This window comes from Paraburkholderia sp. GAS41 (assembly GCF_050436545.1).
In the GTDB taxonomy this organism is placed as follows: Bacteria; Pseudomonadota; Gammaproteobacteria; order Burkholderiales; family Burkholderiaceae; genus Paraburkholderia.
This window is the reverse complement of record NZ_JBNDMK010000014.1, coordinates 45,054-69,859: the sequence shown is the minus strand read 5'-3', so window position 1 is coordinate 69,859 and position 24,806 is coordinate 45,054. Positions and strand designations below refer to the sequence as shown.

The following is a 24,806-nucleotide window of genomic DNA, read 5'->3' as shown; positions in this document are numbered from 1 at the left end:
GGCGTACGCAATAGATTACGGATCAGGCGGCGACGAGCGCGCGTAAACGACGCTCGCGGCGTCCTTCGACGCTGAACTGAATGTCGGGCGTTGCGTGGATGTCAGTCAGGCGTAGCGCGCCAGAAACATGTCGGCGGCCGATTCTGCAATCTGCTTTTGCTCGGCTTTGCCAAGCGGCGGCTGGCCCATTGTCACCTGCGGCCAGAACGCGAAGCCTTTCACGAGGCCTTGCAATTGCAGCGAGGCGAAGACCGGGTCCGCAGTCTTGAGACGGCCGTCGGCAGCGGCCGCGCGGATCCATACCGTCAGATCCTCTTCACGCTCGCCCATGCGCGCCACCATGTCGCGGGCCCGTTCCGGCGAATGAATGCCCGCGGCGATCGCCACGCGCGCAAGCGACAGGAACGCCTCGTTGTTCAGGAGAGCCAGCTTTTTTAACAACAGCTCGAGCAGTTGCCCCCGCAACGGTTGCGATGACGAATAAACGGGAGCCTCACCGGCATCACTCGAATCCCACAACTGCCGCAGAATCGCTGCGAACAGCGCTTCCTTGCTCGGAAAATGGTTGTAGACCGTCCGCTTGGAAACGCTCGCGCGGGCGGCGACGCGGTCCATGCTGGTGGCGTCGAAGCCGGCCGCGAGAAATTCTTCGATGGCCGCGCCGATGATGGCGGCGCGCTTGCGGTCGGTCAGACGGAGACGGGTATCAATGGCATCCATAGGTAAAATTTTACACCATGCAGTTTACTTTTTTTCAGGATAAACTACACTGAACAGTCTACTTTGTGTATCGGAACGCCAGACATGACCCTGTTCACCGAATCCATCCGCCGCGTGTTGGGCCTGACAGCCGCGCAACGTGGGCGTGCATCGTTTGGCGCGTCGGCCCAGCATGACAGCGAGCGCTTTCGCAACGTCAAACCGCGTCCCGTGGAGGGATTCGGCAAGACCTTGAGGATTGCGTGGAATGTCCTGTTCAGGAAGCCGGACGGCACCGCGCCCGCCAACCCACTCCCTGTCGATACGCTGACGCGCGCGCAGCTGGATGTAGCGCCCGACCGCAGTCTGTTCCGTCTCGGGCATTCGACGATGCTGCTCAAATTGCGTGGCCAGTTCTGGCTGACCGACCCGGTTTTCGCGGAACGTGCATCGCCATTCCGCCGCTTCGGTCCCAAGCGCTTTCATGCGCCGCCCATTGCGCTCGACGACCTGCCGCCACTGCGCGGCGTGATTCTGTCGCACGATCACTATGACCACCTCGACCATGAGACCGTGCTTGCTCTCGCCGGCAAAACTGGCGTGTTTCTGACGCCGCTGGGTGTCGGCGACCGGTTGATCGAATGGGGTATCGATGCGTCGAAGGTGCGTCAGTTTGACTGGTGGCAGGGCACGGAGATCGACGGCCTCGCCTTCACGGCGACGCCGGCTCAGCATTTCTCCGGCCGCAGCCTGTTCGACGGTAACAGTACCTTGTGGGCCTCGTGGGTCATCATCGATGACGATCTGCGGGTTTTCTTCAGTGGCGACACCGGTTACTTCGACGGCTTCAAGGCCATCGGCGAGCGCTTTGGACCGTTCGACGTGACCTTCCTCGAAACCGGCGCCTACGACGCCCAATGGCCCTACGTTCATATGCAGCCCGAACAAACCGTGCAGGCGCACGTCGATCTGCGCGGCCGCTGGCTCATGCCGGTGCACAACGGGACCTTCGATCTGGCGATGCATCGCTGGCAGGAGCCGTTCGAGCGCGTGACGGGCCTCACCACGGCGCGCGGCATTCCGCTCGCCACACCGCGCATGGGCGAGCGGCTGGATTTGGCCGCACCGCATCGCGGCGAGCGCTGGTGGCGCAATCCCGCCGCCGCGGGCAGTTACAGCCTGAATTCGCTGCCCACGTGACCTAGCCGATACGCCAAGCCTTACCTGCGCCGGCACCTTGAAGGAAACGTCACGCCCACGACTTTTGCGGAAGCTTGAAACGAAACAGCGCAAAGCAGGCCGCGTCATTAGCTTGATTACGTTGCCTGCAGCCAAGCGTCCGCATCCGTCGACAGGTTCTGGCGCATCCAGTCCTCCAGCCCGCAAACAGTAATCCCACGTTGCGCGTTGAAAGTCTGGTTTTTGTCCCACGCCACCCCTTGTCCGGCGGCGAACACAGCGCGGTATTTTCTGAGCGAATCGCCAGGCTCTTCGGCTAACTCGCGCTCCAGTTGCGGGACGCTCCACGCCACACGTTGGACAGTGCGGTCCAGCAATGCATCGAGCGCATCCGCCAGTTGCCGATAAGTAATCGTGTCACCGGCCACATGCACGACCTCGTTCACGAAACGCGGCTCGGCAAACACGATCTCCGCGGTGAGCGCGCCGATGTCGTCCGCCGTTGTCACCGTCACGGCGTTATCCCAGCTTCCAAGCGCATTGACCGTGTTCCGTGCGAGATCCACCACGCCGAAAGACGGCTCGAACAGGAAACTGGTGAACATGCCGGTCGAGACGATGACCCACTCTGTCTGATCCTGGGCGCGGAGAAGATCGCGCACATCGAGCTGCTCGTCGAACAGATCCTGCGCGCTGCCCCGGCCTATCACGTCGTAATCGACGCCGAACTGCCAGGGGAAGTACCGTTTGACCCCGGCCCCCAGTGCGGCGCGCGCGATCTTGCGCTGCACGCCGCTGCCACCTACGAAACCTGTGCACGAAATCAGCGTATCGAAGCGGGCAAAGACTGTGGCGAGATCAGCCGCGGACTGACCGGACAGGTCACCGGGAATCAGCTCGACGCCCAGTGCCCGCAGCTCGTCAATATCCTTTCGTTTATGCGGCTCGTTCGAATCGATAGTCGACGGACGCAGAAGCACGGCAACGGAAGGAACCGAAACACCCGCGCGACGGCGCACCAGACTGCGCAGCATCGCCATACCCAGCTCGCCGGCACCAAGGACAAGAATCGAGTTGTTATGCAGCATTTGCGTACCCTTCGGAAATGACAGATTGAATGTAGAGAGCGTGCCATGACACTGTCAGCAGTTCCTGGCGAATTGGCTACCTGGTTTCGCTGACCGATATCAGCACGACGTTCGCAGTGTAGTGTTGGACCCGAACGGCATTGTTCGTTGTGGTGGAATTCAGAACGCACTCGCGACGAACCGCCCCGATCGAAGCAAAAGCCGGCCGGCTTGCTGCGCCTGTATTGGCAGTAAGATGGCGATTGCTTGCCAACCGCCAGCAGAGAGCAGAGAGCAGCGACCTGCCGGCCCCCTGGGATGCCTGCCCGGTCCAATGGACAAACTTCAAGCGATGGCCATCTTCGTGCGTGTCGTCGAAGCGCGAAGCTTCAGCAAGGCGGCAGAGACGCTATCGATGCCACGCTCCAGCGTCACGACGACGATCAAGAACCTCGAGCGGCATCTGGATACCGTGCTGTTGCGGCGAAGCACCCGAACCCTCAGCCTGACCGATGCGGGCGAGCGCTACCATGCGTCGTGCCGTGCCATCCTCGCGGACATCGCGCAAGCAGAAACCGGCCTCACGAGCGACGCCGCGTCGCCCCGCGGACGCGTGCGGGTCGATATGCCAGGCGTGCTCGGGCGCGCGATCGTGCTGCCCGCGTTACGCGAGTTCGAGCAACGCTTTCCGGACATCGAGCTCGTACTCGGTCTGAGCGATCGGCCTGCCGACCTGATATACGACGGCATAGACTGCGTCATCCGCACCGGCGAGCTGACCGATTCGTCCCTGGTCGCCCGCCGCCTGGGAGAACTAAGCTGGATCACCTGCGCTTCGCCGCGGTATCTGAAAGAACACGGCGAACCTGAGAGCGTCGTGGCACTGCGCGGACATCGCGTCGTAAACTACCTGTCGAACGCGACGGGCAGGCCACTCGACTGGCGCTTTACCGTGGACGGCGAAACGCTCGCGATGACGATGCAAAGCCGCTTTTCCGTCAATGAAACTGAAGCCTATCTGCAATGCGCGCTTGAAGGACTGGGGCTTGTCCAGTTGTCCGAACTGGTGGCCTCGCCTTACCTCAAGAGTGGCCGTCTGAAAGAGGTGCTGGGCGACGCACGATCCACGCCCGTGCCGATTTCTATCGTTTATGCAAACGGCCGCAACGTGGCGACCGCGGTCAAGGTGTTCGTCGACTGGATCATGGAAATTTTTGCGCAGCATGGTGCCGGGTAGCGCGTACCCGGCACGGGTCAGATATTCCCATGCAGGTTCACGAACGCACTCAGCGGTTGACCCACATAGGCGCCGGCCGCATTAGCCGCCACGAAATATCGCCGGTCGGTGAGATTATGGACGTTGACGTCGACGCCCCACTTCCGCGTCTCATAGCCGAAGGCGGCGTTGGCAATCACATAGGACGGAATTGAATTGACGTCGGTAATGTCGCTGTAGCTCTTGCCCACGTAATTCACACCCGCACCAATGTGGAAACCCGGCATGCCCGCAATCGAGAAATCATAAGTCGTCCGCGGTGGTGCGGCTCGTATCGATCGTCTGATGCTGGAATTCGAAGCCCGTCAGCAGCGTGTGTCCGACGCTTCCGGTTGCGAATTTCCAGACCGGCTCGAGCTGATAGTCAAAGCTGTTGTCATTGTCGTCCTGCTGGCGAAGCTGCCGCCCGACGACTTCATCGCCGACGATCTTCGTGCTGGTACTGTCGCCGTTGCTTAATACGTCGAGCGTGCGGTGCAGATAGGAGAAGCGATTGTTGATCGTCAGGAAGTCGTTCACCTTCCACGCGTCCGAGAGCGTCGGGCGAACGATGTTCCCGTTCGCGAACGCAAAGGGCGTTGAGTACTTCGAATCGATCGAAACATCGCTGATGGGCGATCCATGGAAATAAATCAGCCCATAGGAATCCGGCGTTTCGTGAATCTGCCGCAGGTCGAGTGCGAAGTTGATCGTATGGCTGCCCAGCTGCCACTGAAGCTGCGGCCTGATCTCGTCGTCGCGGCTGTACAGATCGCGAAAACCATCGGAACGCGAGAACGTTGCGTCCACCCGGTAGTTCAGACCCACGATGCCCGTGGGGCCGGTGATGTAGTCGGTGGTCGAGAGAGTGCCGAACGAGCCCGCCTCCACGCTTCCCCCCAGATGGAATTCAGGCGACGGCGTGTAGTGGACGATATTGATGGTCCGGCCCGGAGGTCCGCTTCCGAACAACGCAGAACCGGGTCCCTCGAGAATTTCAATCCGTTCGACGCCATTCAGCGAATGCGAAATCCCGCCGAGCAGATCGCCGTCGGAGAAGCCGTCGCTATAGATCTGCGCGTTCAGGCCGCGAATCAGGAAGTGGTCGTAATAGCCCTTGCTATCCTGACCACCCACGTTGATTCCGCTCGCGTTGCTGACACTCTCCCGCAACATCGTCACGCCCTGTTCGGACAGCAACGCGCGCGGGATGATCTGGACGTTGGCAGGCAGGTCTTGCAGCTTCGTGCCGGTCTTGCTGGCGCCGACGACCTGTTTCGGATCGTCCACATTGTCGTTGCCGCCGAACGGACCATAGTCGGACGGTGCCTTGCCGTTGACGTGAACCGCCGGCAATGTCGTCGTCCCTGTTGGCCCGTTTTGCGAGGACAGCGCTTGTGGCGCTTCCTGCTGCGCCAGTCAGCTTGTTCCAGCGTCGCCCATACCGCCAGAGAAAACACCGTGCTGCCAATGTATCTGTACACATCGACCAGCCGTTTCGTCTCCCGGCTCCCCTTTACGCTCATCGTGAATCCCCTGTTCGTGTTCTCATGACAGATTCCTTACGGTTTCCGCAGGATTCGACAGTCGTTGTGACTGCCTTGCCTGCTGCAATTCCGCGGCATCGTTGAGTTAATGCAAATCAAGGTGATTCTTATTAACAGACGAACAAACGAAGGGACCGGCGACTTTATTCCGCGTCGGTTCAGATTTTTTTACGGAGAGGATGCGCTGGTGCAACGACCGGCGGATCTACCCGCCATCGCGAAGTCGTCAATCGACGGTCAGCGGAATAGCTGCAGATGTTCGACAAGGATCGCGCTGCCAATTCCAATCAGCACCACACCGCCCGCTGCTTCTGCGCGCCTGCCCACCACGTGGCCGACTACGCGGCCGAGCATGACACCCAGTGTGACCATCGCCATGGTGGCGAGACCGATTGCGGCAGCCGTCGCATAGATGTTGACGTCGACGAAAGCGAGGCCCGCGCCGACCGCCATCGCATCGATACTCGTTGCGAAGCCGGTCAACGCAAGTACCCAGAATGAATGGCTGGCGGGTTTCTGCTCAGCCACCTTTTCCGCGCCGAAGCTGTTGACGACCATGCGCGCGCCCAGAATGAACAGCAACGTGAAGGCGATCCAGTGATCCCACGCGGAGACATAGTGTGCGGCTGCTTTACCCACGAACCATCCGGCCAAAGGCGTCAATGCTTCGATAACACCAAAGATCAGTCCCGTCCGGACGGCTTCGCTCCAGCGCGGACGATGCAGTGTGGTGCCTTTGCCGATTGCAGCCGCGAAGGCATCGGTAGACATGGCAAAAGCAAGGAACAGTGTTGCGACAGGGTTCATATGAGCACGCGCCATCGATGAAAGGATGACGTAATATAACCCGCTACCCGCGATGCCCCACTCTGTCCGCCGTCTTCCGACTGCAAGGTTGCATTTTCAATAGATGGCGCGATAGAATCCCCCTGCTCATTGGGGAGTAGCCGCCTCGAACGCGATGTTCGGGGGCGCACGTCAACATACTTGGCGAGTCGCGAGACTCACCATGGCGTACGCAGCTAAATGTCTGGCAAGACCGATGACACGCATTCCGACCTAACCGGGTCGCCGGAATGCGCGTCATCGCGTTTGATCAGCGCGGCCCGGGTACAAGAGTCCCATGCAATCGTTCCTCGTTTCGACCAGTGTCGTCGGACTCGCCGAAATCGGCGATAAAACTCAACTGCTGTCCCTCGTACTGGCCGCGCGGTATCGCAAGCCCATTCCCATCGTCCTCGGCGTGCTGGCCGCGACGCTCATCAACCATGCGGCATCCGGTGCCCTGGGGGCATGGCTCGCGAGCGTGCTCAGTCCAAACATCCTGAATTGGGCCGTAGTGGCATCGTTTGCGGTCATGGCCGTGTGGATCCTCATTCCGGACAAACTGGACGACGCCGACTCGGCAGTCACGAAGAATACGCTGGGCGTCTTCGGCACGACGGCCGTGACCTTCTTTCTCGCCGAAATGGGCGACAAGACGCAAATCGTGACTATCGCGCTCGCCGCGCGTTTTCACGAGTTCTTTGGCGTCGTCGCGGGTACGACACTTGGCATGATGCTGGCGAACGTGCCGGTCATTTACCTCGGACACAAGTTCGCCGACCGCTTGCCGACGAAAGCCGTCCACATCCTCGCTGCCATCATCTTCGTCGTGCTCGGTGGACTCGCGTTGAGAACGGCCCTCTATCCTGCGGCCCATCCCATGTTTTAACGCCGCTCGTTAGCTTCGGACGACCGCATCCCTTCACGCTCGAGCCACGCGCGGAATAGCACGACGAGGTCGTCCGTCAGCTTTCGATCGGGAACATAAGTGCAATAGCTCCGCGACGGCAGACGCGGGCCATCGAACGGCGCGACCAGGCGGCCGGCGGCGAGATCGTCGGATACCAGCGCAAGCGGACCCATGGCAATGCCGACTCCGTCGATGGCAGCCTGCAACGTCAGATAGAAGTGGTCAAAGGTCAGCGTCGCGGCGGGTTTGAGCGCGGGCATCGCCACCCGCGCCAGCCAGTCCGGCCAGAGTCGCGGCAAGCTCGATGTGTGCAGCAACGTATGCTGCCGCAGATCGCTTGGACTGCGCAGCGGCAGTTGCTGCAACAGCGCAGCGCTGCAGACCGGCAGCCGTTCCTCGATCAGGAAAGGCTGCATCGAATAGCCGTAAAACGTGTCGGGACCGCCGCGAATGACGATGTCGTAGGTGTCCTTAAGACTTTCCACGGACTCGTTCGATGTCTCGAGGTTGACCTCCACGGCAGGATGCTGCGTGCGAAATTGCGCCAGGCGCGGCACCAGCCAGCGCAATGCGAAAGTGGCCGACGCATTCACCGAGAGCGTGCGCGAAACCGTTTCAGGCAAACCATATCGGGCGGTTGCCTGGCCGAGCTGCTCGAACAACGGGCCGATTTGCGCCAGATAAGCCTTCGCCGCCGACGTCAGCAGCACACGCCGGTTGTGTCGTTCGAATAGCGATGCCCCTAACCACGCTTCCAGCAGCCGCACGTGCTGGCTCACCGCACCTTGAGTGACGTGCAATTCCGCGGCCGCGTCCTTGAAGCTGCCGAGGCGGCCTGCCGCCTCGAAGGCACGCAGCGCATTGAGTGGAGGCAGGGGCCGCTTCATTCGCAAGAGTTTATCTAACGTGAACAGTCAATTTATCTGGTTTGTTGGCGAGCGACAAGATAGATATCCTTCTTACAAAATTCCTTCTCCAGGATTCGCATGCTCAGTTATGCCGGCGTTTTCGTCCTTTTTGCCGCCCTGCTTCACGCGAGCTGGAACGCGATGCTCCACAGCAACGACGACCGCTTCCTGTCCATGACGTGGATGAGTATCGCCATCGGGGCGGTGGCCACGTTCGTGATCCTGTTCACGCCGAGGCCCGCGCATGCGGCGTGGCCGTATCTGATCGCCTCGGGCCTCGTGCATATCGTCTACAACGTCACCCTCGTGCGCTCGTACCGCCGCAACGATCTGGCGCTGGCGTACCCGATCGCACGCGGCTCGTCGCCGCTGCTGGTCACGCTCGGCGCAGCGCTCTTTGCGCATGAGGCCATCGGCCCTTTGCACGTGCTGGGGATCGTGATGATATCGGGAGGCATCGTCGCCATCGCGCTGCAGGGGCAGCACGTGTCGCGGGCGGGTGTGCTCGCCGCGTTGACCACGGGTGTGACGATCGCGCTCTACACCGTGATCGACGGCATTGGCGTGCGCCTATCGGGCGGCGAGGCGCTCGCCTACACCGCGTGGATGTTCCTGTTTTATTGGCTGATGCCGCTGCTGTTCGTCGCGAGGCGCGGGAGCGCGGCGCTATGGGCGCCGCTCCGGGCTGCGCCCATGACCGTGGGCTCGTCGCTGATTGGCGGCCTGGTGTCGATCGCGGCGTATGGCATCGTGATCTGGGCGCTGCAGTCGGGTGCGATGGGCATGGTATCCGCATTGCGTGAGACCAGCGTCGTGTTCGCGGTGCTGATTGGCCGCGTGTTTCTGCGCGAAGCGGTCAGTCGCAAACGCTGGCTGGCCTGCGTGATCGTCGCTGGCGGCGCGGTGTGCCTCGGGCTATGACGCGGCACCGCGCCGATCCGCGAATGCGTGGCAAGCATAGACCGCAAAACGCGCACGCGTTCTAGTCCGCCGCTCTTACTTGCCCGCTGCCGCGCGTTCTATCGTCGCAATGTCGATCTTCTTCATGCTCATCATCGCGTCCATTGCACGCTTTGCGGCGTCGAGATCCGCTCCGCCGACGAGTTCGAGCAGCCGCCGGGGCGTGATCTGCCACGAGAAGCCCCAGCGGTCCTTACACCAGCCACACGCCGATTCGGTGCCACCATGGCCGAGAATCGCGTTCCAGTATCGGTCGGTTTCTTGCTGACTATCCGTCTGGACCATGAAACTCACCGCCTCATTCGGCTTGAAGTTCGGCCCGCCATTCAGGCCGACGAAGCGCCGGCCAAGCACGGTGAACTCGACCGTCAGTTCCGCGCCTTGTCCCACGCCCGCTATAGGCGAGACATGGCCCGCATCGACGTGACTATCGGGAAACGTGGCGGCATAAAATTCCGCTGCCTCGCGCGCTCTGCCTTGATCGAACCACAGACAAGTGACAAGCTCGGCCATCGCAATCTCCTTTCACAAACACGCGCCATCCGTATATGACGGCTTGCACCGCCACGCGCAGGCAGCACCCACTATAGCGCCGTCGACGCGATCGGCCCGTCGAGACGCTGGCGCGCTACCGTCTCTCGCGGACAGCCTCACCTATCCCCGAGACCGGACGGCAAACTCGCTGCGCCACGTCCTAACTCCCGCTGCATCAACACCGTGTCCACCCATTGGCCGAACTTGAAGCCAACCGATCTCAGCGTGCCGACCGTGCGGAATCCAAGACGCTCATGCAGCGCCAGCGACCCCTCATTGCCACTGTTACCTATCACGGCGAGCATCTGCCGCCACGGCCCCAGTTCGCACCGGGCGATCAATTCCGTGAGCAGCGCCCGTCCGATTCCATGACGGTCGAGGCCATGTTCCACATAGACTGAATCTTCGATGGTGTAGCGATAGGCAGGACGAGGCCGATAGGCCGTCGCGTAGGCATAGCCCACCACGCGACCCTGCATTTCTGCCACGAGGTAAGGCAGCCCCGACTTCGACACCGCGTCGTGGCGCCGGATCATCTCGTCAGTAGCAGGCGGCGCTTCTTCGAATGAGGCGCTGCCATTCGACACGTGATATGCATAGATAGCCTGAACGGCAGACATGTCCGCCGTTAGCGCATCGCGAATCCGAATCCCGCTTTGAACCATTGACACTCCCCCGTGTTCTCCCCGCGTGCCTCGTGGGTCGGATCGAGATCGCGGCACAAAGCCCTGGGCCGCTCAACTTCGACGCCAAAAACACATGATGCACCGCTCATGCATGGAAAGGAAGATTGTCCATCTCATGCAATCAATGAGCCGTTCTTCGACATGAAGCGCCTGCGTCCGGACTCACTGAAGATCTCCGCTACAAAAAAAACAATCATCCCAATAGTTCCTCCGACTCTGCCAGCACGGCAGAAAACGTCGTGTGCCTGGCAGGGTTGCACCGTCCTTTATCGTTGCCCGCCAGGCGGCGTTGACCAATACTGGTCTGCATCAACACGACCTCGGACGGATGCCATGAACCAGCCTGTCGAACACCTTTCGGGCGCTACCGCACGGGGTTCTCGTACGCATGCCGGTGCCCCATTTGCGAAGGGCTCCGAAATCACTCTGCACGCGGACAAAGAGTATCTTCTGGACGAGTATTTAATGCTGACGTTTCCCGCGAGCGACCCTATTTCACCGGGTTTCATCACCTGATCAACGGAATGGCTTCGTTGTCGGGGCGCTTCATTGAGACCGGCTGCGACGCTCGCTAATGCTTCACCCGACTTCCCATCTCTTACCATTGAGGAACATCCCATGACTACGACCATCGCCGGCATCAAGATCCCCGACAGCATCATGGCGCGCGCCGCCACCGAACTGGTGCGCGACACCGAACCCGATCTGCTCTACAACCACTCCCGCCGCGTGTACCTGTTTGGTGCACTCGCCGGTGAGCGCAAAAAATTGAAGTTCGATCCGGAACTGTTGTACATCGGCGCCATGTTCCACGATATGGGACTGATCGATGCGTACAGCAGCAAGACGAACCGCTTCGAAGTCGATGGCGCCAACGCTGCGCGTGACTTCCTCACGCAATACGGCGCGAACGAATACGACATCGAACAGGTGTGGGCGTCCATCGCCTTGCATACGACGCCGGGCGTGCCCGAACACATGAAGCCGGTGGTCGCGCTGGTCACCGCGGGCGTCGAAATGGACGTGCTGGGGCTCGCGTATAACGAGTTCAGCGAAGAACAACGCATTCAGGTGGTGGCCGCGCACCCGCGCGAGCAGTCGTTCAAAAACGACATCATCGACGCCTTCGCGCACGGCACCATCAAGAAGCCCGAAACCACGTTCGGCAACGTCAAGGCCGATGTGCTCGAGCTTCGCGATCCGACCTACAAGCGCCTGAATTTCTGCCAGATCATTCTCGGTTCAGCATGGGACGACAGCCAGGCCGGCCATGCACATGGCGCTGGTTGCGGATGTTCTGACACACAGAACGCATAGGAGTGGTAGAAAGATAGGGGAGCGCGCACTCGCCCTGAATGAGCGCGGTTGCGCTTCTCGTTATCGTGCTCTACAACTTTGACATCAAAGGAGTTGATAAACATGGCGAAACTCACCACTTCATTCGGCGCTCCTGTCGTCGACAACCAGAACATCAAGACCGTCGGACCACGCGGCCCGGCGTTGCTGGAGGACGTGTGGTTCCTTGAAAAGCTGGCGCACTTCGATCGCGAGGTAATTCCTGAACGGCGCATGCACGCGAAGGGTTCGGGCGCATTCGGCACATTCACCGTGACGCACGACATCACGCAATATACGCGCGCCAGAATCTTCTCGGAGATCGGCAAGAAGACGGAGATGTTTGCGCGCTTTTCCACCGTTGCGGGCGAACGCGGCGCGGCCGACGCGGAACGTGACATTCGCGGCTTCGCACTCAAGTTCTATACCGAGGAAGGCAATTGGGACCTGGTCGGCAACAATACGCCGGTTTTTTTCCTGCGCGACCCCCTCAAATTTCCCGACCTGAACCACGCCATCAAGCGCGATCCGCGCACGGGTTTGCGCAGCGCGGAAAGCAACTGGGACTTCTGGACGCAGTTGCCGGAAGCCTTGCACCAGGTCACGATCGTGATGAGCGATCGGGGCATTCCGAAGACGTTCCGCCATATGCACGGGTTCGGCAGCCACACATTCAGTTTCATCAATGCCAATAATGAACGGCATTGGGTAAAGTTCCATTTCCGCTCACAGCAAGGCATCGAGAATCTGAGCGACGCCGAGGCCGAAGCGCGGGTTGGCCGTGATCGCGAGACGCATCATCGCGACCTTTACGAATCGATCGAGCGTAAGGACTTCCCGCGCTGGACGCTGCTGGTGCAGATCATGCCGGAGAACGATGCAGGCAGCTATCGCATCAACCCATTCGATCTGACCAAGGTCTGGCCGAAAAGCGACTACCCGCTTATCGAAGTCGGCGTGTTCGAGTTGAATCGCAATGCGGAGAACCACTTCGCCGATGTCGAGCAGGCCGCGTTTTCGCCCGCCAATGTCGTGCCAGGTATCAGTTTCTCACCCGACAAAATGCTGCAGGGGCGGCTCTTCTCCTATGGCGACGCTCAGCGCTATCGTCTGAGCGTGAATTTCCATCAGATCCCGGTGAACGCGCCGCGCGGCGCCAAATACGTGCACAGCTACCATCGGGACGGCCTCATGCGCGTCGACACCAACGCCGGCGGCGCGACACCCTACGAGCCTAACACGCGCGGCGAATGGCAGGAGCAGCCCGATTTCCGCGAACCGCCGCTGTCGGTTGAAGGTGCCGCCGATCACTGGAATCATCGCGTGGACGACGACTACTATTCGCAACCCGGCGCGCTGTTCCGTCTGATGACGCCCACGCAACAGCAGACCTTGTTCGAAAACACGGCGCGGGCGCTGACAGGGGTATCGAAGCCGATTCAACAATTGCACATCGAGCACTGCACGAAGGCGGATCCCGCTTACGGTGCGGGAGTCGCCAACGCAATTGAAATGCTGAACGGGTAATCCGCGTAGATCGCTTCGCCCTTTTGGGCACGAAGCTTGGGTGATCGGCAAACTTGTGGGCTTTTAACCAGCCCCCATAATTTTCGATCACCCGAGAGAGATCACCCGCCCGGCAAAATCCCACTACAATCGGGCACTTCGATCCGATAACCGTGTTGCCCATGAGATCCCTTCTTGCATCGACATTCGCGACGATCCTCGTGGCCGCCAGCCCAGTTGCACTAGCCCAGGCATCCAGCAGCAGCGCGGCGCCCAGACAGTCATGCGACACGGGCTATGTCACCGGCGTGGGCGGGTCGGCACAGGCCATTCGTGAATATCTTGCGCTCCCTGACCGAGACAAAGTCCGCTATGTGGTTGACCACCCGATCAAATGCGATGTCTCCGACGAAGGCCGCGCGTCTGCCTGTACGGGCATCACAAGCCTGCAGCACGAGCAAGCGAGCGTCTACGACGATAGCGACAGCGTGACGACCACCGTGACTGCGCGCGTGGAACTCGACCACGGCACCTACCCGGTCATCATCGTGGTGCCTAAGCAGGATCTGCAATGCGCCCAGTGACGGACTTCATGCGTGCTTGCGCTTGCGTCATTCGCCGCGGCCCTTCAAAACGCACCGCCACGCATGCCGGCACGTAGATCACCGGGCGTTTCTTATCGCAGCGTCGTGCGGAAAAACCGCACCACTTCGGCGTTGAACTGTTCATGAAATGCCGCCCGGCCGAAGCCCGGCAAACTGGTGCAGATATCCGGCCTGTTCCGCGCCATGGATGCGCCACACGCTGGCAGGAAATCATAGTGGCCCGCGTTCTCGACCACGTGATATTCGGGCGGGCGAGGCAAGTCTGCGCGCACGACTTCCTCATAGTACGGGTCCGGCTGATGACGATCCTGCGCCGCTCGCCAGAGTTGAACCGGCACGTGCACACCATTTAGCCCAGCGCGGCTGAAAGCGAAACCGAAGGCCGGCGCAGCGACGACCACCGCCTTGATGCGCGGGTCGTGCGTCCAGACGCTGGCGGGAACATCCGAACCAACGTGCACATCGACGCCGGCATGCTTTAACGCCGCGCACAGATCATGCTCTGGATGCGCCTCGCAATACGGACCGATCGCGGCAAGATCCGGCACGCCGCCCGCGGCGACGAGCACGGTAAGCCCGCCATTGGAAAAACCGAATGCACCGATGCGCTGTGCGTCGAGTCTTGCGTGCCCAGGCCACGCACCGAGCATATAGTCCACCAGCCGGCGCAACTGGACCACACGCAGCCATGGCTGCAAGACCCGGCTCTGGTCGTCGAACGTGTCGCCTGCATGGCTGACCGCCGCTGCGACGAACCCCGCCTGCGCCAGCGCGAGTGCCGTGTCGTTGTGCCCGCTGTACGAGCCACCGCCGCCGTGCGACATCACGACCAAGGGCAGATCATAGCCCGCGAGCGGAGCATCCGGCGCCACCACCTGGCTAATATCGCCGAGCGCGTGTTGCGTCGCGGGCGCATCGGTTGGATACCAGATTCCAACCGTCAGCGGCAGCTCGTCGCCGTTCGGTATCTTCACTTCCTCGAAACCGACACTCGCGGCGAAGACCGGTGCGGTAACGAGGGCAATGACGGTAGCGAGTACGGCGGCAAGTCTCACGACAGTCTCCTTGCTGGGTGCCGGTCGCCTCACGCGGTCGTGAAAGGCCGTGTCCGCACGTCAGCGTGTTCAGGCAAACCGGCTCAACGAAAACGCGGATAGATCGATCTGGCTCGCTCCGCTCAGACACCGCTGCGCCACCGCTTCACCAATCGCCGCTGAATGCTTGAATCCGTGGCCCGAACAGGCTGAAATCACGGTGACGTTGTCGAGCGTTGGATGATCGTCGATGATGAAACCATGGTCGGGGGTCACCGTGTAGGTGCACACGCGCGCCTTGACCAATTCCGGCGTCACACCCGCGATATTGCCAGCCACCTGGGTTCGATACATCTCGTCGACTTCTGCTGCGGAGACGGTGCGATCGAGCGCGTCGACCGACTGGAGCGGCAGGTAGTGCTCGGTCGCAATCTTCATGCTGCCTTCGCCGGGAATGGGCGGAAATCCATAGCATGAGTCGGTTTCCCGCGGACCATGAACCAGAATGAAGCTCGGCGACACTTCGGGGAAGATCACCGGATCGGCAAGCTTGAACCAGAACAGCTTTTGCCTGCAGACCTTCAACAAGCTGCTGAATGGCTCACCCAACAGACTGGCGGACCACATGCCGGCGCAGACGATGACCTTGTCAGCGACCAGGGTGCGCTCGCCGGCTTTGATCCGAACCACACCGTCCTCCGATTCCAGCGCGGAGACGGTTGTACCCGTGATCAAGGTGGCACCGAGCGCCTGCGCAGCGGCCAATTGCGTCGCGATGCACCGCTCCGGCCGCACGAAGCCCCCTTCAGGTTCGAAATAGCCTATCGCGCCATCGCGGATCGGCCCGAATTGCGGGAAACGTGCATGGATCTGCGACGACGTCAGAATTTCGTGAGCAATGCCATAGGTGCGCGCCAGTTCGATGGTCTGCGCAACAAAATCTTCCGCGCCATGATGCGATGCCGCAGTCGTGGTCGAACTCATCACGAGGACGCCGCACTGTTCGAATAGCGCTTCATCGCTGTGCGCCTCGAGTTCGCGCCAGATCTGATGAGACCGGTGCACCAGTGGCACGTAAGCGGCCCCTTCTCCCACCGCGAGCCGGGTGATACGCGTGTCGCCGTGACTCGATCCCTGATCGTGCGGCGGCGCGAACCGGTCGATGCCCACCGCCTTCACTCCGGCTTTCGCGAGCTGGAACAGCGTCGCTGCGCCCATCGCGCCTAAACCCACTACCACCACATCGCATCGCTCTGCCTGCACAGCATTCCCTTATTCAGTTGACGATATCTGGAAGGTTAGCTTGCCGCTTTGGTGGCCGCAGACGTACCGGCGTCGCTGCGGGCCGCGCCGCGGCGTGCCTTGGGTGGAACCCGGGATGGCAACGTCGACAGGCGCATGACGTGGCGCAACGCCATCATCGCGCCGATCGCTTCGAGCACACCGGCGGGCACCCACATGATCAGACCGCCCAGGCTTTGATCCAGCGAAGGCGGCACCGAAGTAAACGCCCGGCCGCATAACGTGAAGATCGGATAGAGATCTTGCGAGGAGAAGGTGATGATGGCGCCGACCAGAATCTGCGGCGTCATCGTGATCACCGGCGAGAGCACACGCAAGCCCGGCCGGGTCCGGCTAGGCGGGCATGGGCGATGATCGAGCAGCATCCACCAGTAGAGCAGCCCACTCACCGCCACCGACCAGTTCATGAACGTATAGATGCGCCAGTCGAGCATGGCCACGAACTGGACGGATGGAATCAGCCAGAACACCACCGAGACGACGAAGGCCACCGAGATAAAAGCCGGGTTCAGCACGACGGCCGCCACGATCCGCGCGGGTTTCGTGCGTTGCCAGCGGCGCAGCGCGCTACGCCAGCGCAGCGGCAGGCCGGCGCGTAGCGCACTGCCCGGATAGGCGGCCATCAGGATCAGCGGCGCGAGGTGGTGCAGCACCAGATGCTGCAGACGATGGACGAAGAACTGGTGTTCGGCGTAGTAATCGAGCCGGGTATGGAGCGCGATATAGAACAGCCCGAGGCCGATCCAGAAGGCCAGCCGCCGCGCCATGCTGATGCGCACGCGACGCGAACCGCGCGCAAACAGCACCGCAACGACGACGAAAACGGCGACGAGCGTGAACGACGGCTCCCACGGATCAAGCAGGCTAATCAGCGACATGATGAATTCGACAGTAACAGCGGGGCTGCGCGGCCAGACCGATGTTGCCATGGTTCGGCCCACAGACCCGCATGTTAGCAGGTGCCTGGCAGCGGGACAGCCTGCGGCGAAATCTCACTTCACGCGGGTGAACGGCGTGGCGCCCGCCATGGTCGGCAACACGATCAGGTCGTGTTCCTTGTTATAGGCGATGCTTTCGGTGCCGCCGCCGGTGTTGACCTCCAGCGAACCGTTCCGGTAGGCCGCCGCGATCGCCACGCCCTTCGTGCCGCCACCCGTGGTATTGGCGATGATGAAACCATCGTCGTTCCGCGAGATCTCCACACTTTGCCTGGTCTTGGCGCTCTGCCATTTCCCGACGAATTCGTCGCCATCCCTGGCCCCGCAGCCGCCGAGCAAACCCAGCGCCACAGCAGCCAGCACCACTACACTGCCCCGTATCATGAGGTCCCCCGTTTTATGATCGTTTTGTCAGCCGGCCTTCGAAGCGGCAGCGTTTGGTCTGAATAAAAGGGCAAATTTCTACGCCCAATCCATTTCAAACAATGCCCTTGATAATACATAAATCCACGTCAATCCGGTTCATTGTGTCAATGAAAATTGTTCACTCCGAGCGCGTGGTAGCAAGGTGCAGAGCGCCCGCCAGAGTTCGCACACGCGAATCCTTTCCATTGCCTCAACTCAATGGAAATACCATAAAAATTCCCAATTTTTTTATCAAATTCCGCTATGCAGCAATAGCGAAAATCTCGTCAAAACTGAGATCACAATTGGCAATTTTCCTTCGATAATTGCCTGGCATTCCTTTGTTAATCTGGCGTACCGGGCACAGGCAGACACCCGGGGTGCCGGGCCATTTGCGCCTCGGGGCGAGGCTACACCGCATCAGCATTCACGCGGCGTTGACCTGCCGGCGACGCGCCTGCCCCGTTGCGTTTGCTGCAACACCAGCGCAGCCAGCCCACCAGCCCTAGCAGCACGAGACCCGCGCCGCCCAGCACCGGCTCACGCCACGCCAGCAGCGCAGTGAAAGCAAACGCCCGCGTGCCGGCCAGTAGCGCAAAACCGGCGACGCTCGTACTGGCCGCGTCGAGAACGCCGAACATGCGCGTGAACGCAAACTTCACGCCAAAACCAGCGGCACGAGACTCGTGCATGATCGTCTCCTTGAAGTCTGGCAGGCTCGCGACCTCACGCAATGCGCGTGGGCGTCAGACAGAGTGCTTCACCAGGGTGAGCGCTACACCTCTCAAACCGTGTGTTTGCGGCGGGCTCGGAATGAAGAATCGGCAACGGAGCGTCGCGAGTCGATTACGCAGGAGGTAATGGAATTAAGGCGGAGGACTGCTGATGTAGCCCGCGGCGCCGCTCGCACGGGCACATTCGAAGCGTTGGCACTTCACTAAGGACAAGCACGCCGGGCAAGCGCACCATTCGAAGGCTCGCCGCTGACGGCGCCGGATTGCCTTCAGAGATCGAGCTGTTCCGGCGCGATACCCAGCGCCGCGGCAATCTTGTCGCGCGATGACTTGCGCAGGCGGTCGCTGGCTTCCTGCTGCGCATACGCCGACTGGCTGATATCGAGGCGCCTGGCGACTTCCGCTTGCGTGAGACCGCGATGCTCCCGCCACGCGCGCATCAGCGTCACGCCATCGACCGTGCGGCTCACGACATCATGCGGAATCAGCCCGCGCCCCGCGTTCAGCTGCTTGACGAAGTCCACATAAGGAATGACCACGAACGCCGGTTTTCCATCAGGCCCATTGATGACCTGAATATCAGCCAGTTCCTTCATCGCGCGTCCTGATTTCTTCCATTTCGACGACGTTGATTGCGCCGTCCCAGTTGAACAGCACCCGGTGGTTGCCTACCCGGAGCCGGTAGCCATATTGACGATGCGTCAGCGACTTGACCTCCCAGCATTCCGGTATCGCCGCCAGCCTGCCGATTCCATCGCGTATCGCAACCTGCTGCTGGCGATCCAGTTTGCGCAACTGCCTGGTGGCCTTTTGCGTCCAGTTTATTGCAGTCATCGATCAAATTATAAGTTAAATATAAGTCAAAAATCGTCTCCATATAAGTCTAAGCGAGGCGCGGCGAAGCCCATCTTAAAAAGGGCGTCGTAGAAGAGTTGAGGCATCCACATTGCCGCGTGCGCCCAAAAGGTTTATTACGGCGCCGGGCGTCAAGAAGAAGGCCCGCTCTTCGCCATAACCTCCCAGGTAATGGATTCCTGGTCAGCGTTGACTATGATCCCTCCATGAGCACCCTCTCCCTACCCCAAGCCATTCCGTCGGGCAAACCGTCGGTCAGCCGCAACGTCGGCGAATTACTGCGCGAATGGCGCCAGCGGCGCCGGATGAGCCAATTGCTGCTGGCGACGGAAGCCGAGATTTCGACCCGCCATCTGAGCTTCGTCGAATCGGGCCGCGCCGTGCCCAGCCGCGAAATGGTGATGCACCTCGCCGAGCGGCTAGAGGTTCCGCTGCGCGCCCGCAACGCGCTGCTGGTCGCGGCCGGCTATGCGCCGCTGTTTCGCGAGCGGCCGTTGACCGACCCGCAACTGAGCGCCGCCCGCGAAGCAGTGGAACTAGTATTGAAGGGACATGAGCCCTATCCGGCGCTTGCAGTCGACCGGCATTGGACGATCGTCGCGGCCAACCGCGCGCTCGCGCCGCTGGTCGGCAGCGCAAGCGCCGCGCTTCTGGAAGCGCCAGTCAATGCGTTGCGTCTGAGCCTGCATCCAGAGGGCATCGCGTCGTCGATCGTCAACTGGCACGCGTGGCGCGCGCATGTGCTGGCGCGGCTGCAACGCCAGGTCGACGCCAGTGCAGATGACACGCTCGCCGCACTGCGCGACGAGTTGGCCGGTTATCCCGCGCCGTTTGGCGCACAGAGTCCGGACGACGACAGCAATACCGTCTTCCACCAGATTGCCGTGCCGCTGCGTCTGCGTACGCCGCTCGGCGTGCTGTCGTTCTACAGCACCACGACGGTGTTCGGCACTCCCGTCGACGTCACGCTCTCCGAGCTCGCCATCGAAGCGTTTTTCCCCGCCGATCCGCAAACCGCCGCAGCGCTGCGTGCTTACGCCGAAGCCCCGTCCTCCCACGCTGCCAATAAAAACGAGGAATAAGGCGGCATTGATAGCCCGGTTTATCTGACAACTGGACCTCCCGGCCCCACTGCACGGCTTTTGTACCAGGTTGTCTTATCGATCCACCTATTGGGATCTCAGTGTCAGGCAGCATGTCCGTCGCGCTGACGATCGGCGGATTGTTCCCGCCAACCACACCAGACCAACCCACCATCAGCCCCTAATTGGATGTCTCCGACCTCAACTGACCGATCGGTCAGGGTATGGATCGGCAGAATCTGTAACGCGTTACATTTGCCTCGGAGTTTGTAACCAGGGTGGCACCAACTTGTTACATCCTCATTCACGCCATACGCCTCTTGCGAAGCAGTATTTATTACTCAATATTCCGCATTCTTTCTTTTAGCTTTCTAAATTCATTTGGCTATTAGGGTAATCACAGAGCGGGCCAGGAATTTCCTCACAACATTCCCGGGGAAGCTGCTTCGCTAGGCCAGAGGCCGGTTCGGCGGACTTCGCCTGCTTCTGGATGCCGCCGTTGGCGCTTCTATTACGGCGACATGAAAGAGTTACCGATGAATGTTGTATTTTTGTGAGATATTTTTTTGAGAAGGTATTGATTTCCTGAAATGCTCTTCATACAATTGCTTCCAAGGTGTTACGAGATGTAACATCCTGTATCAAAGTCGCAGGACCGGGTGTCGAGAATTAAATGTAGCCGGAGTTCATCAGTGTCCGGCTAGGTACAAAAAGCATAACGGCGCAAATAAGCCGACACAGCAATTCGGGGCTTCGGAAAAGCAAAAATGGACCGTAGCAGCGAGACGCGGGAATCTATCCGCGAGATTAATTTGTCTTACATCATGCTCGCACAACGTATGTTGCGCGAGGACAAACCGGTCGGGATGTTCCGCTTGGGTTTGTCGTCGGAACTGGCCGATTTGCTTGCCGGGCTGTCGCTTGCGCAAATCGTCAAACTGGCCTCTTCCGATCAGCTTCTGTGCTTCTTCCGTTTCAACGATCACGCCATGTTGTCGGCGTTGACGCAAACGACCCGGCACGCTGAAGTGGCGCCGACGCATGCGGCTATCCTGCTTGCAGGCCAGCCCGCAGAGCAATTCGCTTAAAGAGGTGACTGCGATGCTCAAGCGAAGCCTGACGGAAGACGCACAGGAAGTATTCCGCGCCATCGCGCTGATCGAACTCGGCGCGCGCATGCAAGTGCTCGAGAGCGAACTGACGCTGTCGCGCGACCGCATGATCCGCCTCTATCGCGAGGTGAAAGGCGTATCGCCGCCCAAAGGTATGTTGCCGTTCTCGGCAGACTGGTACATGACGTGGCTGGCCAACATCCACGCATCGCTGTTCTACAACACGTACCTGTTCCTCAAGAATGAAGCACGTTGCTCGCATCTGGACGCGCTGACGAAGGGTTACCGGCTGTATCTCGAACATTGCAACCACAGCGACACCGAACCGGTGCTCGATCTGACGCGTGCGTGGACGCTGGTGCGCTTTTTCGACGCCAACATCCTGCAACTGACGCCCTGCTGCCGTTGCACTGGCAAGTTCGTCGCGCACAAGCACGACTTGCAGCACAACGTCGTTTGTGGCGCCTGCCAGCCGCCCTCGCGCGCCGGCAAAACCAAGAAAGCCGCCGCAGCGGCCAAGCTGGAAGCGCAAGAAGCACAAGTAGCCCAGCAAGCGCTCGAAGCCATGCAGATCGCGGAAGCCGCCTGAGCCAGCCGTAGTCCGGTTGGCTCGCTGCAGGCCGGCTGCCCGGTCTTTATTCTTGGTCCTTACCCCAACCATCCCACTGTCTGCACCACCAGCCAGACGTTCGCCGCGCTAATCACGACGAACAGCACCCACGCGAGCAACCGGGTCGGCAGACGATTGGCAAATTCGCCCATCAGCGCCCGGTCGTTGGTCATGCGGATCAACGGATAGAGCGCGAACGGCAATTGCAGGCTCAACACCACCTGGCTTGCGACCAGCAGCGTGCCGACCGCGCCGTTACCCAGCATCCGAACGCCGACCAGCGCTGGAATCAGCGCCAGCGCGCGGGTGATGAAGCGGCGCTGCCAGCAGGGAATCTTCAGCTTAAGAAAGCCTTCCATGATGACTTGCCCGGCAACGGTGCCGGTGAACGTCGAACTTTGTCCGGACGCGAGTAGCGTGATGGCGAACAGCACGGCAGCGAGTCCCGTGCCGACGATCGGCGCAAGCAAACGGTAAGCGTCTTCGATATCCGTGACCTGGTTGTGCCCGGTTGCATTGAAGGCGGCCGCCGCGAGAATCAGGATCGCCGCGTTGATCAGCAGTGCGATCACCAGCGCGACGATCGTATCGAGCCGCGACAGACTGATAGCCGAGGCGATGCTGCGCGAATCGCGCTTGACCGCGCGCGTCTGCACGATCGACGAATGCAGATACAGGTTGTGCGGCATCACGGTCGCCCCGAGGATGCCAATTGACAGATACAGCGGCTCGCGCGAATTGATGGCATGCCACGACGGCAGCAGCCCCGTCACCACCGACGGCCAGTGCGGATGCACCAGCACCAGTTGCACGAGGTAGCCAATGCCGATGGTGGCGATCAGGCCGAGAATGATCGCTTCGAGGTCGCGGAAGTTCTTGCCCTTCAGGCCGAGCACGATCAGCGTATCGAATGCCGTCAGGATCACGCCCGTCGTCAGCGAGCACTTGAACAGCAGATGAAACGCGAGTGCGCCGCCCAGCACTTCCGCGAGATCGCAGGCAACGATCGACACTTCGGCGAGAAACCATTGCACGCGAGCCACCGCCGGCGAGTAGCGGCTGCGCGACAATTGCGCGAGGTCCTGGCCGGTCGCAATGCCGAGCCGCATGCTCAGACACTGCAGCGCCATCGCCGCGAGACTCGACAGCACTACGACGAACAGCAGGCTATAACCGTAACGCGAGCCGGCTTCGATGTCGGTAGCCCAGTTGCCCGGGTCCATGTAGCCAATCGAAATCAGCAGGCCAGGGCCCGCGAACTGCAGGATCCGCTTCCATAGCGGCGCGCCTTGCGGGACGGCGACCGTACCCTGCACCTCGGACGGGCAGAACGGCGCAGTTGCGGTAGTCGGGAGATTGAACAAGCCGGTGCCCTCTTGAGACAGACGTAGTAGCGGCGCCCCTCGTCGCGCGCCGCAATCGTGCTCAAGTGTACAAAGAAACGTCCGGCAATGTGCCGCTCAACGCATAACGTCCCACGTCGCGCACACGGTAGTCGAGCGGATCGTGCAGGGTATGGACGCGGGCATTGCGCCAGAATCGATCCAGCGCGAGCGGCGCGTGGGTGGCGCGCGCCCCGCATGCATCGAACAGGTTCTGGCTGACTTCGAGCGCGGCCCGATGCGCGAGGATCTTCGCTTCCGAAGTGGCAAGCGCCACGTGCGCCCGTTCTTCGGCCGTGAGGGCTGCGCCCTTTTGCCACGCAATCTCGAGCGCCTGCGCGGCGCGCTCGGTCAACGCTTCCGCGCCGAGGGTCTGCAGACGCATTTCACCGAAACGCTGGATCAGATACGGATCGTCGGTGGCCTTCTCGACTCCCGAACTGATCCAGGGCCGCCCGTTCTGCGTCACGTAGCGGCGCGCTTCTTCCAGCGCGCCTTGCGCAATGCCGACGAACAGGTTGGTCAGCACCAGTTGCGACACCAGCGTGCGCAACGTGGCGTGTGGGATGGGCAAGGTCTCGGAGCGGTGCAGCACTTCGTCCGCGTCGATCTTGACTTCGGCAAACGACACACTGCCGCTATCGGTCTGCCGCTGGCCGATCGGATTCCAGTCCTCGTGGACCGTGATGCCTTCTCGCGTGGTCGGCACCACCGCGAAAATCGGTTTGCCGGATTGCGGGTCCTGAGCCGACACGGTCATCATCTGCGAGCCGCGCGTGCCCGAGCAAAAACCTTTCTGCCCGTTCAGCCGGAAGCCACCGTCGGTCGTTGCGGTTGCAACCAGTCGGGTGTCGAGCGGATTGACGGCGTTGCCCCACCACCAGCGCGCCTCGACGGTGCCACGCAGATAGCGGGCTCGTTGCGCCTGATTGCCCCAGACGTCGACGCTCACCACCTGCAGGCACTGGAAGCCCAGCAGATGCGCCAGCGCGCTGTCCACCCGGGCGATCGCGCGAATCGTTTCGTAGATCGCGGGCCAGGGCGCGCCCTGGCCGCCGAATTCGCGCGGCACGGCAAGCGTAAGCAGTCCCGCGTCTGCAATCCACTGTTTTTCCTGCGCGGCGTGTCCGCCGTCGCGATCGCGCTCTGCAGCGGTGGCGCGCAAGGCTTCCAGCAGACTCGACAGATCGCGCGGCGCGGCTGACGTCCGCGGATCAGACGCCGCGGGATGGCCCAATTCGTTCATGCAATCTCCGGATAAACGGCGCTCGCACGTAGTCCGAACGCGGTCCTGTCAGTGTCGAATACGGGTGCATTATGCGCGTTTTCATTGCGC

Annotated in this window: 28 protein-coding genes and 1 riboswitch; of the genes, 11 read left to right on the top strand and 17 right to left on the bottom strand. The window is 61.0% G+C overall.

All coding sequences use genetic code 11. From position 1 onward, the window contains the following. Window positions 1-105: 105 nt before the first annotated feature. Entirely contained in the window at window positions 106-720 is a 615-nt protein-coding gene (locus tag P3T43_RS19815) for a TetR/AcrR family transcriptional regulator (RefSeq protein ID WP_429282737.1), read from the bottom strand. 84 nt (window positions 721-804) lie between these two features. Here P3T43_RS19815 and P3T43_RS19810 point away from each other — a divergent pair, with 84 nt between their 5' ends. Continuing rightward, complete coding sequence (locus P3T43_RS19810; RefSeq protein ID WP_429282736.1) at window positions 805-1,899, top strand: MBL fold metallo-hydrolase; 1,095 nt, start codon at window positions 805-807, stop codon at window positions 1,897-1,899. Window positions 1,900-2,015: 116 nt separating this feature from the next. Here P3T43_RS19810 and P3T43_RS19805 read toward each other — a convergent pair whose 3' ends face one another. Beyond that, the gene (locus P3T43_RS19805) at window positions 2,016-2,966 is read right to left on the bottom strand and encodes an aromatic alcohol reductase (protein WP_429282735.1); all 951 of its coding nucleotides are present in this window, start codon (window positions 2,964-2,966) and stop codon (window positions 2,016-2,018) included. Window positions 2,967-3,090: 124 nt separating this feature from the next. On the opposite strand from P3T43_RS19805, the gene P3T43_RS19800 reads away from it, so the two are divergent. Further along, window positions 3,091-4,182, top strand: a complete 1,092-nt coding sequence (locus P3T43_RS19800; RefSeq protein WP_429282734.1) for a LysR family transcriptional regulator — start codon at window positions 3,091-3,093, stop codon at window positions 4,180-4,182. Between the two features lie 17 nt (window positions 4,183-4,199). Here the strand turns inward: P3T43_RS19800 and P3T43_RS19795 are convergent, their stop codons facing one another. The 3 genes from P3T43_RS19795 to mntP form a co-directional block, all read right to left on the bottom strand. Next, complete coding sequence (locus tag P3T43_RS19795; RefSeq protein WP_429282733.1) at window positions 4,200-4,448, bottom strand: hypothetical protein; 249 nt, start codon at window positions 4,446-4,448, stop codon at window positions 4,200-4,202. Window positions 4,449-4,464: 16 nt separating this feature from the next. Next, window positions 4,465-5,556, bottom strand: coding sequence for a TonB-dependent receptor plug domain-containing protein (locus P3T43_RS19790; RefSeq protein WP_429282732.1), 1,092 nt, complete (start codon window positions 5,554-5,556; stop codon window positions 4,465-4,467). 428 nt (window positions 5,557-5,984) lie between these two features. After that, window positions 5,985-6,554, bottom strand: coding sequence for a manganese efflux pump MntP (gene mntP / locus P3T43_RS19785; protein ID WP_429282731.1), 570 nt, complete (start codon window positions 6,552-6,554; stop codon window positions 5,985-5,987). 119 nt (window positions 6,555-6,673) lie between these two features. Then, window positions 6,674-6,856, top strand: a riboswitch (yybP-ykoY riboswitch). Between the two features lie 14 nt (window positions 6,857-6,870). On the opposite strand from mntP, the gene P3T43_RS19780 reads away from it, so the two are divergent. After that, entirely contained in the window at window positions 6,871-7,461 is a 591-nt protein-coding gene (locus tag P3T43_RS19780; protein WP_429282730.1) for a TMEM165/GDT1 family protein, read from the top strand. Here the strand turns inward: P3T43_RS19780 and gcvA are convergent. Continuing rightward, complete coding sequence (gene gcvA, locus P3T43_RS19775) at window positions 7,458-8,369, bottom strand: transcriptional regulator GcvA (RefSeq protein ID WP_429282729.1); 912 nt, start codon at window positions 8,367-8,369, stop codon at window positions 7,458-7,460. The genes P3T43_RS19780 and gcvA overlap by 4 nt on opposite strands. A 99-nt stretch (window positions 8,370-8,468) precedes the next feature. Between gcvA and P3T43_RS19770 the strand changes: the two genes are divergently transcribed. Next, complete coding sequence (locus tag P3T43_RS19770; RefSeq protein ID WP_429282728.1) at window positions 8,469-9,311, top strand: EamA family transporter; 843 nt, start codon at window positions 8,469-8,471, stop codon at window positions 9,309-9,311. Window positions 9,312-9,386: 75 nt separating this feature from the next. Here the strand turns inward: P3T43_RS19770 and P3T43_RS19765 are convergent, their stop codons facing one another. Further along, complete coding sequence (locus P3T43_RS19765) at window positions 9,387-9,863, bottom strand: VOC family protein (RefSeq protein ID WP_429282727.1); 477 nt, start codon at window positions 9,861-9,863, stop codon at window positions 9,387-9,389. Window positions 9,864-10,000: 137 nt separating this feature from the next. After that, a complete protein-coding gene (locus P3T43_RS19760) occupies window positions 10,001-10,549 on the bottom strand; it encodes an N-acetyltransferase family protein (protein ID WP_429282845.1) in 549 nt (182 codons plus the stop codon). A gap of 354 nt (window positions 10,550-10,903) precedes the next feature. Here P3T43_RS19760 and P3T43_RS19755 point away from each other — a divergent pair, with 354 nt between their 5' ends. The 4 genes from P3T43_RS19755 to P3T43_RS19740 all read left to right on the top strand — a co-directional run bounded on the left by P3T43_RS19755 (window position 10,904) and on the right by P3T43_RS19740 (window position 13,995). Beyond that, entirely contained in the window at window positions 10,904-11,086 is a 183-nt protein-coding gene (locus tag P3T43_RS19755) for a hypothetical protein (protein WP_429282726.1), read from the top strand. Window positions 11,087-11,188: 102 nt separating this feature from the next. Continuing rightward, window positions 11,189-11,887, top strand: coding sequence for an HD domain-containing protein (locus P3T43_RS19750; protein WP_429282725.1), 699 nt, complete (start codon window positions 11,189-11,191; stop codon window positions 11,885-11,887). Between the two features lie 102 nt (window positions 11,888-11,989). After that, complete coding sequence (locus P3T43_RS19745; protein ID WP_429282724.1) at window positions 11,990-13,432, top strand: catalase; 1,443 nt, start codon at window positions 11,990-11,992, stop codon at window positions 13,430-13,432. A 161-nt stretch (window positions 13,433-13,593) separates the two neighbouring features. Then, entirely contained in the window at window positions 13,594-13,995 is a 402-nt protein-coding gene (locus P3T43_RS19740; protein WP_429282723.1) for a hypothetical protein, read from the top strand. A 92-nt stretch (window positions 13,996-14,087) separates the two neighbouring features. Here P3T43_RS19740 and P3T43_RS19735 read toward each other — a convergent pair whose 3' ends face one another. The 7 genes from P3T43_RS19735 to P3T43_RS19705 all read right to left on the bottom strand — a co-directional run bounded on the left by P3T43_RS19735 (window position 14,088) and on the right by P3T43_RS19705 (window position 19,263). After that, on the bottom strand, window positions 14,088-15,071 hold the full coding sequence (locus tag P3T43_RS19735) for an alpha/beta hydrolase family protein (RefSeq protein WP_429282722.1): 984 nt from the start codon (window positions 15,069-15,071) through the stop codon (window positions 14,088-14,090). Window positions 15,072-15,140: 69 nt separating this feature from the next. Next, complete coding sequence (gene solA / locus P3T43_RS19730) at window positions 15,141-16,313, bottom strand: N-methyl-L-tryptophan oxidase (protein WP_429282721.1); 1,173 nt, start codon at window positions 16,311-16,313, stop codon at window positions 15,141-15,143. A gap of 35 nt (window positions 16,314-16,348) precedes the next feature. Then, the gene (locus tag P3T43_RS19725; RefSeq protein ID WP_429282720.1) at window positions 16,349-17,230 is read right to left on the bottom strand and encodes a cytochrome c oxidase assembly protein; all 882 of its coding nucleotides are present in this window, start codon (window positions 17,228-17,230) and stop codon (window positions 16,349-16,351) included. Window positions 17,231-17,344: 114 nt separating this feature from the next. Next, the gene (locus tag P3T43_RS19720) at window positions 17,345-17,674 is read right to left on the bottom strand and encodes a DUF3876 domain-containing protein (protein ID WP_429282719.1); all 330 of its coding nucleotides are present in this window, start codon (window positions 17,672-17,674) and stop codon (window positions 17,345-17,347) included. Between the two features lie 431 nt (window positions 17,675-18,105). After that, window positions 18,106-18,387: a hypothetical protein gene (locus P3T43_RS19715; protein WP_429282718.1), complete on the bottom strand. Its 282-nt coding sequence runs from the start codon at window positions 18,385-18,387 to the stop codon at window positions 18,106-18,108. A 311-nt stretch (window positions 18,388-18,698) separates the two neighbouring features. Next, window positions 18,699-19,025, bottom strand: a complete 327-nt coding sequence (locus P3T43_RS19710; RefSeq protein WP_429282717.1) for a helix-turn-helix domain-containing protein — start codon at window positions 19,023-19,025, stop codon at window positions 18,699-18,701. Continuing rightward, window positions 19,009-19,263 carry a type II toxin-antitoxin system RelE family toxin gene (locus P3T43_RS19705; RefSeq protein ID WP_429282716.1) on the bottom strand — a complete coding sequence of 85 codons (255 nt, stop codon included), beginning with the start codon at window positions 19,261-19,263 and terminating at the stop codon, window positions 19,009-19,011. The genes P3T43_RS19710 and P3T43_RS19705 overlap by 17 nt, the downstream gene beginning before the upstream one ends. A 227-nt stretch (window positions 19,264-19,490) precedes the next feature. Between P3T43_RS19705 and P3T43_RS19700 the strand changes: the two genes are divergently transcribed. From P3T43_RS19700 to flhC, 3 genes are all read left to right on the top strand, one after another. Continuing rightward, window positions 19,491-20,366, top strand: coding sequence for a helix-turn-helix domain-containing protein (locus P3T43_RS19700; protein ID WP_429282715.1), 876 nt, complete (start codon window positions 19,491-19,493; stop codon window positions 20,364-20,366). A gap of 767 nt (window positions 20,367-21,133) precedes the next feature. Then, window positions 21,134-21,454, top strand: coding sequence for a flagellar transcriptional regulator FlhD (gene flhD, locus P3T43_RS19695; RefSeq protein ID WP_429282714.1), 321 nt, complete (start codon window positions 21,134-21,136; stop codon window positions 21,452-21,454). A 13-nt stretch (window positions 21,455-21,467) separates the two neighbouring features. Then, entirely contained in the window at window positions 21,468-22,067 is a 600-nt protein-coding gene (gene flhC, locus P3T43_RS19690; protein WP_429282713.1) for a flagellar transcriptional regulator FlhC, read from the top strand. A gap of 59 nt (window positions 22,068-22,126) precedes the next feature. Here the strand turns inward: flhC and P3T43_RS19685 are convergent, their stop codons facing one another. Both P3T43_RS19685 and P3T43_RS19680 read right to left on the bottom strand, forming a co-directional pair. Beyond that, window positions 22,127-23,452 carry an Nramp family divalent metal transporter gene (locus P3T43_RS19685; protein WP_429282712.1) on the bottom strand — a complete coding sequence of 442 codons (1,326 nt, stop codon included), beginning with the start codon at window positions 23,450-23,452 and terminating at the stop codon, window positions 22,127-22,129. 61 nt (window positions 23,453-23,513) lie between these two features. Further along, on the bottom strand, window positions 23,514-24,716 hold the full coding sequence (locus tag P3T43_RS19680) for an acyl-CoA dehydrogenase family protein (RefSeq protein WP_429282711.1): 1,203 nt from the start codon (window positions 24,714-24,716) through the stop codon (window positions 23,514-23,516). Window positions 24,717-24,806: the final 90 nt, after the last annotated feature.

What these genes read in the sequence shown, in the direction of transcription:
- P3T43_RS19720 (WP_429282719.1), bottom strand. Translation starts at nt 17,674, where the DNA reads ATGATACGGGGCAGTGTAGTGGTGCTGGCTGCTGTGGCGCTGGGTTTG.
- P3T43_RS19810 (WP_429282736.1), top strand. Translation starts at nt 805, where the DNA reads ATGACCCTGTTCACCGAATCCATCCGCCGCGTGTTGGGCCTGACAGCC.
- P3T43_RS19795 (WP_429282733.1), bottom strand. Translation starts at nt 4,448, where the DNA reads ATGCCGGGTTTCCACATTGGTGCGGGTGTGAATTACGTGGGCAAGAGC.
- P3T43_RS19750 (WP_429282725.1), top strand. Translation starts at nt 11,189, where the DNA reads ATGACTACGACCATCGCCGGCATCAAGATCCCCGACAGCATCATGGCG.
- P3T43_RS19770 (WP_429282728.1), top strand. Translation starts at nt 8,469, where the DNA reads ATGCTCAGTTATGCCGGCGTTTTCGTCCTTTTTGCCGCCCTGCTTCAC.
- P3T43_RS19760 (WP_429282845.1), bottom strand. Translation starts at nt 10,549, where the DNA reads ATGGTTCAAAGCGGGATTCGGATTCGCGATGCGCTAACGGCGGACATG.
- P3T43_RS19745 (WP_429282724.1), top strand. Translation starts at nt 11,990, where the DNA reads ATGGCGAAACTCACCACTTCATTCGGCGCTCCTGTCGTCGACAACCAG.
- flhD (WP_429282714.1), top strand. Translation starts at nt 21,134, where the DNA reads ATGGACCGTAGCAGCGAGACGCGGGAATCTATCCGCGAGATTAATTTG.
- gcvA (WP_429282729.1), bottom strand. Translation starts at nt 8,369, where the DNA reads ATGAAGCGGCCCCTGCCTCCACTCAATGCGCTGCGTGCCTTCGAGGCG.
- P3T43_RS19755 (WP_429282726.1), top strand. Translation starts at nt 10,904, where the DNA reads ATGAACCAGCCTGTCGAACACCTTTCGGGCGCTACCGCACGGGGTTCT.
- P3T43_RS19805 (WP_429282735.1), bottom strand. Translation starts at nt 2,966, where the DNA reads ATGCTGCATAACAACTCGATTCTTGTCCTTGGTGCCGGCGAGCTGGGT.
- P3T43_RS19815 (WP_429282737.1), bottom strand. Translation starts at nt 720, where the DNA reads ATGGATGCCATTGATACCCGTCTCCGTCTGACCGACCGCAAGCGCGCC.
- P3T43_RS19700 (WP_429282715.1), top strand. Translation starts at nt 19,491, where the DNA reads ATGAGCACCCTCTCCCTACCCCAAGCCATTCCGTCGGGCAAACCGTCG.
- P3T43_RS19765 (WP_429282727.1), bottom strand. Translation starts at nt 9,863, where the DNA reads ATGGCCGAGCTTGTCACTTGTCTGTGGTTCGATCAAGGCAGAGCGCGC.
- P3T43_RS19780 (WP_429282730.1), top strand. Translation starts at nt 6,871, where the DNA reads ATGCAATCGTTCCTCGTTTCGACCAGTGTCGTCGGACTCGCCGAAATC.
- P3T43_RS19705 (WP_429282716.1), bottom strand. Translation starts at nt 19,263, where the DNA reads ATGACTGCAATAAACTGGACGCAAAAGGCCACCAGGCAGTTGCGCAAA.
- P3T43_RS19680 (WP_429282711.1), bottom strand. Translation starts at nt 24,716, where the DNA reads ATGAACGAATTGGGCCATCCCGCGGCGTCTGATCCGCGGACGTCAGCC.
- flhC (WP_429282713.1), top strand. Translation starts at nt 21,468, where the DNA reads ATGCTCAAGCGAAGCCTGACGGAAGACGCACAGGAAGTATTCCGCGCC.
- P3T43_RS19725 (WP_429282720.1), bottom strand. Translation starts at nt 17,230, where the DNA reads ATGTCGCTGATTAGCCTGCTTGATCCGTGGGAGCCGTCGTTCACGCTC.
- P3T43_RS19740 (WP_429282723.1), top strand. Translation starts at nt 13,594, where the DNA reads ATGAGATCCCTTCTTGCATCGACATTCGCGACGATCCTCGTGGCCGCC.
- mntP (WP_429282731.1), bottom strand. Translation starts at nt 6,554, where the DNA reads ATGAACCCTGTCGCAACACTGTTCCTTGCTTTTGCCATGTCTACCGAT.
- P3T43_RS19715 (WP_429282718.1), bottom strand. Translation starts at nt 18,387, where the DNA reads ATGCACGAGTCTCGTGCCGCTGGTTTTGGCGTGAAGTTTGCGTTCACG.
- P3T43_RS19710 (WP_429282717.1), bottom strand. Translation starts at nt 19,025, where the DNA reads ATGAAGGAACTGGCTGATATTCAGGTCATCAATGGGCCTGATGGAAAA.